Here is a 12,343-nt window from a genome sequence, read left to right as displayed (position 1 = left end):
TACCGGGCCTCAGGGAAGCGTGACGAACTTGGCGAGGAACCGCCGGGCCGTGGCGGTGTCCAGACGGTAGTCGAAGTTGGTCGCCTTGCAGGCGTCGTCGGCTCCGCTGACAGTGGTGGCGATGAGGAGGTGCGAGGTGGGATCGCCCAGGAAGTTCGGGCCACCCGAGTCGCCGAAGCAGGTGCTTCCGTCGCCCTTCGAGCGGTTCACCGACAGGTCGAGCCACTTGCGGGACAGGGCCTCGAAGGAGATGGAGGTCTGCTGGCGGACGTCGGAGTAGTCGAAATGCCGCTCTTTCCGACCCACCGCGCCGTACCCGACGGGGGTGAATTGCGCAGTCTTCAGCTTGTTCTCGGCCTTGAGACGGCCGAGCAGCCCCTCAGCGGGCAAGTCAGCAGGCTTGATGCCCGGGATGGCCGTCTTGAAGATGACGACGGCCATGTCATGAAGCTCAGAGCTGTCCTTGAAGCGCGCGTCCGGCACGTAGCGACCGGTGTAGGTCTTGGCCCCAGGCTGGTACTGGCTGGCGAAGGAGACCCGGGCGGTCTTCTGGCCGCGCTCTCCGCAATGGGCAGCGGTGAGGAACACGGTGGGCGAGATGAGCGTGCCGGTGCAGTAGCTCCACGTGCCGTCCGAGTGCGGCTTGCCGGCGATGAGGGCGCCCACCTCCGGATGGACGCTTCCGTCGGCGGAGCCATGGGTGATGGCCGACGCGGGGGCGGCGATACCCACCATGCATGCCAGAGGAATTATGACAAAGGGGACAAAACGCATGCGGGAACTGTAAGTTGCGTCCGGCCTCCGCGCCAAAGAATGTGGAGAAAGATTTACCTACGGACTGTCACACGGGAGGACGAAAGCGACGCGCTGCGAGCGGCGCTTCGCACCGCTCGCAGTGTCGCTAGGACGCCCTGGCGAGCATGCCGTGCGGGTCGAGCACGTACTTGCGCGCGGCCCCCTCGTCGAACTCGTGGTAGCCCCGCGGCGCCTCGTCCAGCGGGATCGCCGTGGCGTTGACGTTCTTCGCGATCTGCACCCGGTCGTTCAGGATCGCCATCATGAGCTGACGGTTGTACTTCATGACCGGGCACTGGCCGGTGACGAAGGAGTGCGACTTGGCCCAGCCGAGGCCGATCCGAATGGACAGCGAACCGTGCTTGGCCGACTCCTCGCGCGCACCGGGGTCGCCGGTGACGTACAAGCCGGGAATGCCGAGCGCGCCACCCGCCCGGGTGACGTCCATCAGCGTGTTGAGCACGGTGGCGGGATGCTCCTCCTCCGACTCGTGTCCGTGACCGCGCGCCTCGAAGCCGACGGCGTCGACGGCGCAGTCCACCACCGGTTCGCCGAGAATGTGCTCGATCTGGTCCTTCGGCTCGCCCAGGGCCACGTTGATGGTCTCGCAGCCGAAGGTGTGCGCCTGGTCCAGTCGCTCCTTGTTCAGGTCGGCGACGATGACCACGGCGGCACCGAGCAGGAACGCCGAGGTCGCCGCGGCGAGCCCGACCGGGCCGGCCCCGGCGATGTAGACGGTCGATCCCGGCTTCACCCCCGCGCTCACGCAGCCGTGGAACCCCGTCGGGAAGATGTCCGCGAGCATGGCCAGGTCGAGGATCTTCTCCATGGCCCGGTCCTTGTCCGGGAACTTGAGCAGGTTCCAGTCGGCGTAGGGCACCAGGACGTAGTCCGCCTGGCCGCCTACCCAGCCGCCCATGTCGACGTAGCCGTACGCCGAACCGGGCCGGTCGGGGTTGACGTTCTCGCAGACGCCGGTCTTGCCCTCCTTACAGTTGCGGCAGCGGCCGCAGGCGATGTTGAACGGTACCGACACAAGGTCGCCGATCTTGATGAACTCCACGTCGGGACCGGTGTCGACCACCTCTCCGGTGATCTCGTGGCCGAGGATGAGGCCCTGCGAGCCGTGGTGCGGCCGCGGACCATGTGCTGGTCGCTGCCGCAGATGTTCGTCGCCACCGTTTTGAGGATGGCGGCGTGCGGTAGTTTGCGTCCTACATTGGCCGGGTTGACGCCCGGGCCATCCTTGAGCTCGAATTCGGGATAGTCGGTCTGGCGTACCTCGACTTTGCCTGGACCGTCGTACGACACGCCCCTGTTGCCGGGCATGACGATCCCTCCCTTGTACGAAAGTGACGGATGTTCGTTCGCTCACTTGGTCACGGATCACCTCCTGTGTCCGAGGTGCCAGCGGCGGCGGCCGCCGTGCCCCACCCGGTCACGGATCTCTTCGTCGTGCGGCTGCCGGGCCGCCGGAATGTCACCCGCGGCACCCTGCGCGGCCTCCTGCGCGGCCTCGGCCATCTCGCTCCGCGGCCCCCGCGCGCCGATGATCTCTCCGGCGGTGCCCTGCTCGACCATCTCCGGCACCTCGCGGGCCGGGCGCGCCACCAGGTCGTACACCACGACAGCCAGCACGGCGCCGATGATCGGGCCGGCGACGTAGACGCCGTACAGCGCCCATGGCGCGCTACCGCCGAACAGACTGGTCGTCAGGTACGGCCCGAACGTGCGGGCCGGGTTGACGGAGCCGCCCGTCAGCGGGCCGAGCACGAAGATCTCGCACGCCACGGCCAGCCCGATCATCCAACCGGCCCAGCCGGACGGCGCCCGCCGGTCGACCGCCATCGCCATGATCGTGAGCAGCAGCAGGAACGTCCCCAACGCCTCCAGCAGGATGCCCTGCCCATAGCTCACGCCCGGGGCGAGCGCGGTCAACCCGACGCCCTGGGTGACCGCCCGCCGGCCGAACCCACCCACGATCAGCAGGCCACCGGCGAACGCGCCGACGAGCTGGGCGACGATGTAGAACGGCACCTCGGCCCACGGGAACCTGCGTCCCGCGGCCAGGGCGATGGTGACCGCCGGGTTGATGTGCGCGCCTGACGTGGTGCCGAACGCGTAGATGACGAGCGCGACCACGATGGCGAACGACAGCGAGATGATGCCGAGCCCGGCATAGTCCAACCGGCCGTTCCCCATCACCAGCGCGGCCACCACTGAGCCGGCACCGAAGAGAACCAGCAACATCGTTCCGATGGCTTCCGCGACGAGACGTCGCGGCAGGTCTCTAACCATCGCAACCCCCCGATGACGATGGTTTATCCCCAAATTCGAATATATACCTGACACCCTGAAAAGGAGCTGTGTCAGAGACAGCGGCGATGGGCCTCGTCCACGCGCTGGGTGAGCCCGCTCCGGTCGAGGTGTTCGAGCAGCGGCACCGCGACCCGCCGGCTGGTGTCGAGGGCGTTCCTGGCCTGGCTGACCGTGAAGGGCTGCGGCAGCCGGCTCAGCACCTCCGCCGCCCGGGCGTCCGCGCCGGGCAGCAGCACGATCCCGTCGGTCACGCGCAGCAGCCGCCCGGCCCGTACGGCCGCCGCCACCTCCCGCGAGCCCAGCCCCAGCTCGGCCAGCCGCCCGGCCTCCGGCGCCTGGAACGGGTGCGCCGCCAGCTCCCCCCTCAGCCGCTCGACCGCCCGAACCACCGGCGCGGGCAGGCCGGCGGGCCCGGTCATGATCCGCCCCTCGGCGAGCGTGAGCGGCGGCCGCACCAACGCGGCGACCAGTTGCCGGTCGGGCAGGCCGAGCTCGTGGCGGGCGGCTTCGAGCGGCATGCCGGGCTCCAGCGGGTGTTCCACGGCGTACCGCCTCGCCGTGGCCGTCAGCCGCTCGGCCAACTCGGCCCAGTACTCGGGATCGGCGTACCAGTCCCCGCAGACCGGTCCCGCGCTGAGCGCACCGACCTTGGTGTCCGCGCTGGACGTGCCGACCATCGCGATCAGGTCGGCCGCGCGTAGCAGCCGGTGGATGCGCAGGGCGGAGGCGGCGTCCGGTGCCGCCGACTCCAGCCGGGCGGCGTGCGCCCGCGCCGCGCCCCGGCGGCCGAGCGCCGGCGGGCGTACGTCGAGCACGCTCGCCCCCGCCAGCACCCGTACCTCTGCCCGGTCGCGGCCGGGGTCGCGCAGCAGCAGCACGTCTCCGAGGTGGAGCGGGAGCGGGCGGGCCAGGCGCACCCGTACGACGCGCCCACCGAGCATCCGCACCTCGCACCCCACCGCCGCCGACCCGATGTGCGCGATCAGCCGCCGAGGCAGCCGCCACTCCTCCCCGGCATCGCGGCGGCCCCCTACCGGGGAGATCCGGACGTCGACCAGGTCCGTGTACGTCCACCGGCCGGGTGTGACCAGCGCCTGGCCGCGCTCGGGCAGTCCGTGGCCACGCAGATTGACCGCCACCCTGGCGACACCGGCCACCGAGGACATCGGCTCCTTCAGGGCCTCCAACGCCCGCACCCGCACCGACTCCCCACCAAGCGCCAGCTCGTCACCCACCGAAATGGTGCCCGCAGGCAGGGTCCCGGTCACGACCGTCCCGCTACCGGTCACGCTGAACGCCCGATCGATCCACAGCCGCACTGGCGCCTCCGCATCGGGCGGGGGAAGCCGGGCGACCAGGCGGTCCAGCGCCTCCCGCAGTTCCCCGAGCCCCTGTCCGGTCCGCCCGCTCACCACCACAGCCTCGAGCACCGCCGTGGTCAGGCGAGTGCGTGCCTGTTCGAGGGCCGCCCCCGGGTCGGCGAGGTCCGCTCGGGTCACCACAAGCAGGCAATGCCGTACGCCGAGAGCCTCCAACGCCACCAGATGCTCCTCCGACTGCGGCATCCACCCCCCATCCGCAGCCACCACGAACATCACCGCCGGCACCGGCCCAACCCCAGCCAGCATCGTCCCAAGAAACCGCTCATGCCCCGGAACATCCACAAAGGCAAGCCGCCGCCCCGAAGGCAGCGTCGTCCACGCGTACCCCAGCTCGATCGTCAGCCCGCGCCGCCGCTCCTCCGCCAGCCGGTCGGGCTCCATCCCGGTGAGCGCCCGCACCAGCGTGGACTTGCCATGGTCGACGTGCCCCGCCGTGGCCACGACGTACATCAGCCGCCCACCCCGAGGATCACGCGCACCACGTCCTCATCGCGCTCACCAGGAACGGTACGGAGGTCGAGCAGCAACCGCCCGCCCTCGACCCGTCCGACCACCGGCGGCTCACCGGTCCGCAGCGGCGCGGCGAGCCGTTCGGGCAGGCTCACGGCGGCGCTCGGCAGCGTCACACCGGGCGCCCCGCCACCCCCGACGACGGCCTGGCTCGGCACCGCCCGCGCGTCAACACCCGCGTCGGCGAGCCGCCCGGCGAGCACCGCGGCACGGTCGCCAAGTGCGGCCGGATCGGCATGCAGCGCCAGCCGAACGGGCACGGCGGGACCCCGGAGCGTGGCCTCCAGCGCGGCCAGCGTCAGCTTGTCGACCCGCAGGGCGCGGGCAAGCGGGTGCCGTCGGCACCGTTCGACCAGGTCACGGCGCCCGAGGAGGAGTCCCGCCTGCGGCCCGCCGAGTAGCTTGTCACCGCTCGCCGTCACCAGATCCGCCCCAGCCGCCAGTACGGTCGCCGCGTCCGGCTCGTCGGGCAGCAGCGGCTCGCGAACGAGCAGACCGGAACCGATGTCGGCCACGACAGGCACCCCAAGCCCGGACAGCTCCCCTACCTCGACGGAGCCGGTGAAGCCCTCGATCAGGAAGTTCGACGGATGGACCTTGATCACGCATCCGGTCTCCGGCCCCACGGCCGCCGCGTAGTCCTGGTAGGAGGTGCGGTTGGTGGTGCCCACCTCGCACAGCCGCGCCCCGGTGGAGCCGAGCAGGTCGGGGATGCGGAACCCGTCACCGATCTCCACAAGCTCGCCCCGGCTGATCACGATCTCCCGCCCGGCGGCCAGTACGGTCGCCACCAGCACGAGCGCGGCCGCGTTGTTGTTGACGACGTGCACATCCTCGGCACCCGGCACGGCCCGGGCGAGCGCGCCCAGCGCACCCCGCCCGCGACGGGCCCGCGCACCGGTCTCCAGGTCGAACTCCACGTCGGCCGCACCGGCCGCGGCGGCCACCGCCTCGATCGCGGCTGACGACAGGGGCGCCCGGCCGAGGTTCGTGTGGACCAGCACACCGGTCGCGTTGATCACCGTCCGCAGGCTCGCCGCCTGCGGCGGAAGCGCCGCCACCGCCATGTCGGCGACCTCCTCGGGACTGATCTCGCCGCTCCGCGCCCGCTGCTGCGCCCGCGTCACCGCGTCCTTGACCACCGACCGGCCCAGCCGCCCGCCCGCCGCGACCAGCCGCGGATCGGCGAGCACGGCATCGGTACGTGGTACGTGCCTTCGTGGGTCCACCATTCGAAAATAAGACGGAGGCGGACGGGAATCGAACCCGCCAGGCCGAGGACCTCGGCCTCGTCGGTTTTGAAGACCGCGGGGGCCACCAGGCACCCAGACGCCTCCAAGGGAGAACCTACTTGACCAGCGGGTATGGCCTGAAGCGCCACACCCGTCGCGAGCCACCCGAGGACGCCATGACACACAGGACCGAGACGGTCCGGCTGACGCAGTACGCGCACGGAGGCGGCTGCGCCTGCAAAATCCCGCCAGGCGAGTTGGAGGCCGTGCTGGCGAACCTCCACCTACGTGACCCCGGCGCCACAGGAGAGCTGATCATCGGCCTCGACGACGGGGACGACGCCGCCGTGGTCCGCATCGCCGGCGACCGGGCGATCGTGGCCACCGCCGACTTCTTCACCCCCGTCGTGGACGACCCCTACGACTGGGGCCGCATCGCGGCGGCCAACGCCCTGTCGGACGTCTACGCCGTCGGCGGGGAGCCGCTGGTGGCGGTCAACCTGCTCGGCTGGCCCCGGGAGAAGCTGCCCCTGGAGCTGGCGAAGGAGGTGCTGCGCGGCGGCCTGGACGTGGCCCGGGCCGCGGCCTGCCACGTCGCGGGCGGTCACAGCGTCGACGACCCGGAGCCGAAGTACGGCATGGCGGTCACCGGCCTGGCCGATCCCGAGCGCCTGCTGCGCATCGACGGCGGCCGGCCCGGGCTGCCGATCACCCTCACCAAACCGCTCGGCATCGGAGTGCTCAACACCCGGCACAAGGCGACCGCCGAGGTGTTCCCGCAGGCAATTGCGGCGATGACCGCCCTGAACCGCGACGCTTCACGGGCCGCGCTGGCCGCCGGAGCGGGGTGCGCCACGGACGTGACCGGTTTCGGCCTGCTGGGCCACCTGTACAAGCTGGCCAGGGCAAGCGGCGTCACGGCCGTGGTGGACGTGGCCGCCGTACCGTACCTGGAAGGGGCCCGCGAGGCGGTACGCGACGGCTACGTCAGCGGCGGCACCCGCCGCAACCTCGACTGGGTCCGTCCGTGGCTCGATCCCGGCGGCTTCGGCGAGGACGACCTGCTGCTACTCGCCGACGCCCAGACCTCCGGCGGCCTGCTGGTGGCCGGTGAGATCCCCGGCGTGCCGGTCATCGGCGAACTGGTCCCCCTGGACGGCCCCCACCTGCGACTCCGCTGACCGCATAAGGCTCATACCCCAGCAGCCGACGTTACCGAGTATGCGCGGGCTTGCGGCTCATGAGCCGTGGTCGACGTCACCAGCCTGTACGGGATGCTGTGGCTGGACAACAGCCTTCTCAGGCCCGTTCACCCCCGAGTCGATCTGCAGGTCGTCCCAGTGGACAGACCATCGCCGCACCCCGCCGGGCAACTCACCGGACTCGCCCTCGAGCGCGATCAAGGCCAGCGTGCCGTTGCGCAGAATGCTCACCACGGTGCCCTGCCGCCCGATCAGCAGCGAGGCGAACCTCCGAGAGGACGCGGGACTGTGCATCAAGTCCACGATCACCGCCCGACAGCCGAACCTTGACCATGGCGTACTCACCGGACGCTGTCTCCTGCCGATCAGGTGGAGGAGACGACATCGACGATCAACTCCGAGTGCGGATGGTGTCGGCAGACCTCTTCGTATCGGAAAGCCACCCGCCGACCGGCTCGAACGGGTTCGTCTGCTGGATGCCGGGCGTACAAGACTCGCTTGCGCTGATCGTTCCAGCCCACCCGCCACCAGAACCAGTTGCCGTCGCACCACACCACGAGGCTGACCCACACCGACACCAGAGCGAGCCCGTAGCCGACGTGAATGTCGGAAGTGATGCCCTGATCAGCCAGGGCATGCCGAAGGGCATGTGCGCTCTGAGCAGGGCTGAGCGCGATCATCGACGGCTTGAGAAGCATTTCTTCTCCACCCCTTCGGCCTCTTTGAGGACTGACGGCCCGGATGTGACCAGGCGGCGGCAAAGTCGTTTGCGGCTCGATCGACTTGGATCTAACCTTACTGCGATTCGCGAAAGGCATCAAGAATTTCGACATCCGTGCGTCACGGCTTCCCTTGATCGGTCTGGGCTGCCACCGACCCGGTACGGTGGCTCCTGAACGGCCTTTCGTGACCGAAGGAGGAGCGCATGGAAGACGCGAGCTGGGTCAGCGTTTCCGCGCCCTACGTGCGGCCGCGGCGTCCCGGAGAGCCTGATGCATGGGCAGAGGAAGCCGCCCAGCACGGCAAGGTTGGGACGCATCACCTCCAGGCCGTGGAAGAGGTCCATCCGCCGAAGGAAGTCGCGCGGGCCTTCGGACTGGCCGCGGATCAGACCGCCTTCGTCCGCCGCCGTCTCGTGCTCGCGGACGGCCAGCCGACAGAGCTCGCCGATTCCTACTACCCGGCGACGATCGCCCGTGGCACTCGGCTTGCCGAGATGCGGAAGATCCCTGGTGGGGCTCCCACCCTTCTCGCCCAGCTCGGCTACCACCCGCACAGCGCGGAAGAGGCCGTCCAAGCCCGCCCCGCGACCGAGACGGAGCGACAGGCGCTCGAACTCCGGCCAGAGGACTGGGTTCTGGTCCTGACCCGCATCGTTCGAGCTGGCGACGGAACGCCGATCGAGGTCAGCGTGATGACGATGGTGGCCCACGGTCGCGAGTTGCGCTATCAGATGATCATCAAGTGAGGGGACCTGCAATCGTGGGTAGGCGGCTGGATTCTCGTCCGCGCCATCAGCAGATCGCAGCAGAACTACGTGCGGAGATCATGTCTGGTGACCTGAAGGCGGGCGAGCAACTCCCTTCCACGCCACATCTGGTGGCACGTTTCCATGCGGCGAACGCGACGATCCAGCGCGCCCTTCAGGCATTGAAAGACGAAGGATTCGTACGCGGCCACGCGGGAAAGGGCGTGTTCATCCGCGACAGGCGGCCGCATGTCGTCGACGCAAGCGCGTATGAGCCCCCAAGTCCTCGTGAATACAGCTATGAGCTACTGAAGGTCGGGCAGGTAACACCGCCCAGCGACGTTGCTGCGGCGTTCGAAGTCGGCGGTGACGATCTGGTCGTCATGCGTCACCGGCTGCTGTTGCATGGCGGCGCTCCTGTGGAGCTGTCATGGTCTTACTACCCGGTAAGCATCGCGGCAGGAAGCCCGCTGGCCGGCCGGGGAAGAATCCGCGGTGGCGCGCCACAGGCGTTGGCCGACCTCGGGTATCCGCAGCGCCACTTCAGAGATCGCATCTCCGTTCGGCAGCCCACCGAAACGGAGGTGCAGGGACTGGATCTCCCACCTGATGTGCCGGTGTTTCGGCAGTTCCGTGTTATCTACAGCGACGGTGAGCGGCCGGTCGAAGCGTCGGTGCTGATCAAGGGCGGGCACCTCTACGAATTGTCATACCACCAGATCGCAGTCTGACGGACCCGGACCCGGACAGCCGGAGGGCCTAGGAGCAATCCATGTGCAGCGAGGAGGCCTTGTTGTCGAAGTGGTTGTTCGTCACATCGGAGTCCTCGGACCTGCCGTCCGAGTAGTAGGAGTCGCCGCCGTACGAATTGGCGTCGTAGAGCCATACCAAGCAGTTGGTGCCGTTCTTTACCGAGCTTGTGCCGTTGTTGACCGGGCGTGACGTGCCCGCCCAGTAGTTGTTGGACAGGCTGGGGTCCTTCTTCTGCTCCTTGTAGCCGCCTTCCGTGATGCACCACTTCCCGCCCTTGAAGTCGTCGTGCTCGTAGAGGCAGAAGTAACGTGTGGCCGCCGGGGTGTCGGCCTCGGCTGGGGACGCACCCGGGAGGATGACCAGGACCAGGGATGCGAGCAGCGCGACAGAGGCCGGTTTCCGCACGAATTTCCTCTTTCACACGCAGGAGTCAGTAAGGGGAAGATCACGTTAGTCGGTGGTTGTTCCGACTGTCCACTTCCTCCCACCTGACGCAGTGCGTACGCCGAAGTCGAGCCGAGCGAGTCCTGCGGCCGCCTTATCGGCCTCTATCGCGTTTGCGGTCTGGGGCTCATCCCGGCGAAGAGTGCCTGGAGTACGCCGTCGATGTGGGCGTGCGTAATCGGCTGCTGGGTGATCAGCAGTCGGAAGTACAAGGGGCCCGACAGGATCTCCATCGCCAGGTCGAGATCGAAGTCGGGTGACACCTGTCCCTGTTCTTGGGCCGCCTGGAGACGGGCGATGGTCTTGTCCGTCTGCGGGCGGATGAAGCGTTCGTTGAGGCCGGCGGCTACCGCTGGATCGTGCTGGGCCTCGCCCACCAGGGCCTGATAGAGCGGGCCCCACGGTGGATTGCCCAGCAGGTCTACCGCTTCGTAGATCTGCCGGCGCAGGTCGGCCAGGACATCGCCGGTGTCGGGATAGTCGAGGACGGGCTCGTTCATCGACAGGAGCGAGTCGAGGAACAGCAGGCCTTTCGAGGGCCAGCGGCGGTAGACGGTGTGTTTGCCGACGCCGGCCCGGGTCGCGACGGCCTCGATGCTGAGCTTGGCGTAGCCGGCCTCTCGGGCCAGGTCCAGCGTGGCCCGCATGATCGTTTCGGTCCGGTCGTCGGTACGAGTGGCGCGGCGGGCGGTCATGCCGCCACCTTATCGGAACGGCACGTGCCGTGTTGACAAGTGCGCATCCGTTGAGCACGCTATCCCTCAACGGCACGATCCGTGCCGTGCCGATCTGGTCCAGCCGTTACCCCCAGCAGGAGGCCACCCATGGGCTCGCTTGAACCTCATCGCCGGCCCGGTCGCAGCAAAGTTGTACGGCTTGCGCACCTGGTGGGGGCGCGGCCGCGGAGCCGTGCGGACCACTGGTCGTTCCTGTTCGGGGAGATGGCGGTCTACAGCCTGGTGGTGCTGCTCGTCAGCGGAGCCTTCCTGACCTTCTTCTACGACCCCGGCATGGCCCAGGTGATCTACCAGGGCGGTCACACCCCGCTGCGTGGTGTGCTGGTCAGCCGCGCCTTCGCTTCCACACTGGAGGTCAGCCTGGAGGTGCGGGGTGGTCTGCTGATGCGGCAGGTCCACCACTGGGCCACGTTGATCCTCATCGCCGCCGTCTGCCTGCACCTGTTACGCCTGTTCTTCACTGGCGCCTTCCGCCGTCCGCACGGCCTGAACTGGCTGATCTGGGTCGGCCTGTTCGTCCTGGGCATCGTGGCAGGCGTCACCGGGGGCATCCTGCCCGACGACCTGCTGTCCGGTGGCAGCCTCGCGCTGATCCAGGGCGTCACCCAGGCCATCCCTTTCGCCGGGACCTACCTGACCGGTCTGCTCTTCGGCGGAGCCGTCCCCGGTGAGCAGGTCATCCCGCTGTTCTACTGGCTGCACGTGCTGCTCGTTCCAGTGATCATGATCGGGCTTCTCATCGTCCGGCGTGGGCTGCTGCGGCGGCACGGCCGTACCCACTACCCGGGCGCGGCCCAGCTGCCGCCGCTGAGCTCGCCGGCGTTGTTCTTGGCCACCTGCGGCGTGCTGACCCTGCTGGGCACCGTCGCGCAGATCAACCCCATCTGGCTGTACGGCCCGAGCCGGCCGGGCACAACGGGCGCGGGCGCGGTGCCCGACTGGTACATGGGCTTCCTGGACGGCGCCATCCGCATCATGCCCAGCTGGGAACCCATCGTCGCCGGCCACCCGCTCACTCTGTCGGTCCTCATCCCTGCTCTTGTCGTGCCGGGCGGCTTCTTCACCGTCCTGGCGGCCTATCCCCTCATCGAACGCCGGCTCACCGGCGACAGCGGGGTCCGCCGTCCCCTGGATCGGCCCCGTGAGGCCGCTGTCCGCACCGCTCTGGGCGCCGCCGGCATGACCTTCTACGGCCTGCTGTGGGCTGCGGCCGCCAACGACCAGTTCGCCTACCACTTCAGCTCGTCCCTGTTCGCGGTCACCTGGTTCTTCCGCATCGCGGTCGTCGCCGGACCGGCCGTGGTCTTTGAGGTCACCCGCCGCATCTGTCTGACCCTGCAGGCCCAAGGCCGCGAACAGCGCGCGCACGGGGTCGAGACCGGCATCATCCGCCGTTCGGCCCGTGGGGAATACACCGAGGTCCACCAGGCGGCCACCGCACTGCCCGCACACGGAGGTATCCATGCCGATCAACACTGACTGCCGACCTGGACTCGACGGG

Annotated in this window: 13 protein-coding genes and 1 tRNA gene; 4 read left to right on the top strand and 10 right to left on the bottom strand. The window is 69.1% G+C overall.

Annotated elements, in window-relative coordinates; translation table 11 throughout:
- Positions 1-9 precede the first annotated feature (9 nt).
- The 6 genes from KLK06_RS40870 to KLK06_RS40845 all read right to left on the bottom strand — a co-directional run bounded on the left by KLK06_RS40870 (position 10) and on the right by KLK06_RS40845 (position 6,343).
- The gene (locus KLK06_RS40870; protein ID WP_214641052.1) at positions 10-735 is read right to left on the bottom strand and encodes a trypsin-like serine protease; all 726 of its coding nucleotides are present in this window, start codon (positions 733-735) and stop codon (positions 10-12) included.
- Positions 736-901: 166 nt separating this feature from the next.
- Positions 902-2,170, bottom strand: coding sequence for an alcohol dehydrogenase catalytic domain-containing protein (locus tag KLK06_RS40865; RefSeq protein ID WP_374197179.1), 1,269 nt, complete (start codon positions 2,168-2,170; stop codon positions 902-904).
- An 11-nt stretch (positions 2,171-2,181) separates the two neighbouring features.
- On the bottom strand, positions 2,182-3,093 hold the full coding sequence (locus KLK06_RS40860) for an MIP/aquaporin family protein (protein WP_284735277.1): 912 nt from the start codon (positions 3,091-3,093) through the stop codon (positions 2,182-2,184).
- 71 nt (positions 3,094-3,164) lie between these two features.
- The gene (selB, locus tag KLK06_RS40855) at positions 3,165-4,946 is read right to left on the bottom strand and encodes a selenocysteine-specific translation elongation factor (protein WP_214641050.1); all 1,782 of its coding nucleotides are present in this window, start codon (positions 4,944-4,946) and stop codon (positions 3,165-3,167) included.
- On the bottom strand, positions 4,946-6,238 hold the full coding sequence (gene selA, locus KLK06_RS40850) for an L-seryl-tRNA(Sec) selenium transferase (RefSeq protein WP_250906784.1): 1,293 nt from the start codon (positions 6,236-6,238) through the stop codon (positions 4,946-4,948). The genes selB and selA overlap by 1 nt, the downstream gene beginning before the upstream one ends.
- Before the next feature lie 12 nt (positions 6,239-6,250).
- Positions 6,251-6,343, bottom strand: a tRNA-Sec gene (locus tag KLK06_RS40845).
- 71 nt (positions 6,344-6,414) lie between these two features.
- On the opposite strand from KLK06_RS40845, the gene selD reads away from it, so the two are divergent.
- The gene (gene selD / locus KLK06_RS40840) at positions 6,415-7,419 is read left to right on the top strand and encodes a selenide, water dikinase SelD (protein WP_214641049.1); all 1,005 of its coding nucleotides are present in this window, start codon (positions 6,415-6,417) and stop codon (positions 7,417-7,419) included.
- A 57-nt stretch (positions 7,420-7,476) separates the two neighbouring features.
- On the opposite strand, the gene KLK06_RS40835 is transcribed toward selD, so the two are convergent.
- A complete protein-coding gene (locus tag KLK06_RS40835; RefSeq protein WP_214641048.1) occupies positions 7,477-7,734 on the bottom strand; it encodes a hypothetical protein in 258 nt (85 codons plus the stop codon).
- Positions 7,735-7,805: 71 nt separating this feature from the next.
- A complete protein-coding gene (locus KLK06_RS40830; RefSeq protein WP_214641047.1) occupies positions 7,806-8,138 on the bottom strand; it encodes a hypothetical protein in 333 nt (110 codons plus the stop codon).
- A 227-nt stretch (positions 8,139-8,365) separates the two neighbouring features.
- Here KLK06_RS40830 and KLK06_RS40825 point away from each other — a divergent pair, with 227 nt between their 5' ends.
- Both KLK06_RS40825 and KLK06_RS40820 read left to right on the top strand, forming a co-directional pair.
- A complete protein-coding gene (locus KLK06_RS40825; protein WP_214641046.1) occupies positions 8,366-8,908 on the top strand; it encodes a GntR family transcriptional regulator in 543 nt (180 codons plus the stop codon).
- 14 nt (positions 8,909-8,922) lie between these two features.
- Positions 8,923-9,639: a GntR family transcriptional regulator gene (locus KLK06_RS40820; RefSeq protein WP_308168683.1), complete on the top strand. Its 717-nt coding sequence runs from the start codon at positions 8,923-8,925 to the stop codon at positions 9,637-9,639.
- Positions 9,640-9,667: 28 nt separating this feature from the next.
- Here the strand turns inward: KLK06_RS40820 and KLK06_RS40815 are convergent, their stop codons facing one another.
- On the bottom strand, positions 9,668-10,066 hold the full coding sequence (locus tag KLK06_RS40815; RefSeq protein ID WP_214641044.1) for a peptidase inhibitor family I36 protein: 399 nt from the start codon (positions 10,064-10,066) through the stop codon (positions 9,668-9,670).
- A gap of 143 nt (positions 10,067-10,209) precedes the next feature.
- On the bottom strand, positions 10,210-10,800 hold the full coding sequence (locus KLK06_RS40810) for a TetR/AcrR family transcriptional regulator (RefSeq protein ID WP_250906783.1): 591 nt from the start codon (positions 10,798-10,800) through the stop codon (positions 10,210-10,212).
- A 129-nt stretch (positions 10,801-10,929) separates the two neighbouring features.
- Between KLK06_RS40810 and KLK06_RS40805 the strand changes: the two genes are divergently transcribed.
- A complete protein-coding gene (locus KLK06_RS40805; RefSeq protein WP_214641043.1) occupies positions 10,930-12,321 on the top strand; it encodes a cytochrome b N-terminal domain-containing protein in 1,392 nt (463 codons plus the stop codon).
- The last annotated feature ends 22 nt before the right edge of the window (positions 12,322-12,343 follow it).

Origin of the sequence: Nonomuraea sp. NEAU-A123 (assembly GCF_018603905.1) — a bacterium.
Taxonomy (GTDB): domain Bacteria; phylum Actinomycetota; class Actinomycetes; order Streptosporangiales; family Streptosporangiaceae; genus Nonomuraea.
The sequence above is the reverse complement of the archived record's forward strand: the minus strand, read 5'-3'. Positions and strand labels throughout refer to the sequence as shown.

Coding starts and splice junctions, on each gene's coding strand:
- KLK06_RS40870 (WP_214641052.1), bottom strand. CDS start 735: ATGGTGGGTATCGCCGCCCCCGCGTCGGCCATCACCCATGGCTCCGCC.
- KLK06_RS40810 (WP_250906783.1), bottom strand. CDS start 10,800: ATGACCGCCCGCCGCGCCACTCGTACCGACGACCGGACCGAAACGATC.
- selB (WP_214641050.1), bottom strand. CDS start 4,946: ATGTACGTCGTGGCCACGGCGGGGCACGTCGACCATGGCAAGTCCACG.
- selA (WP_250906784.1), bottom strand. CDS start 6,238: ATGGTGGACCCACGAAGGCACGTACCACGTACCGATGCCGTGCTCGCC.
- KLK06_RS40825 (WP_214641046.1), top strand. CDS start 8,366: ATGGAAGACGCGAGCTGGGTCAGCGTTTCCGCGCCCTACGTGCGGCCG.
- KLK06_RS40835 (WP_214641048.1), bottom strand. CDS start 7,734: ATGCACAGTCCCGCGTCCTCTCGGAGGTTCGCCTCGCTGCTGATCGGG.
- KLK06_RS40830 (WP_214641047.1), bottom strand. CDS start 8,138: ATGCTTCTCAAGCCGTCGATGATCGCGCTCAGCCCTGCTCAGAGCGCA.
- KLK06_RS40860 (WP_284735277.1), bottom strand. CDS start 3,093: ATGGTTAGAGACCTGCCGCGACGTCTCGTCGCGGAAGCCATCGGAACG.
- selD (WP_214641049.1), top strand. CDS start 6,415: ATGACACACAGGACCGAGACGGTCCGGCTGACGCAGTACGCGCACGGA.
- KLK06_RS40805 (WP_214641043.1), top strand. CDS start 10,930: ATGGGCTCGCTTGAACCTCATCGCCGGCCCGGTCGCAGCAAAGTTGTA.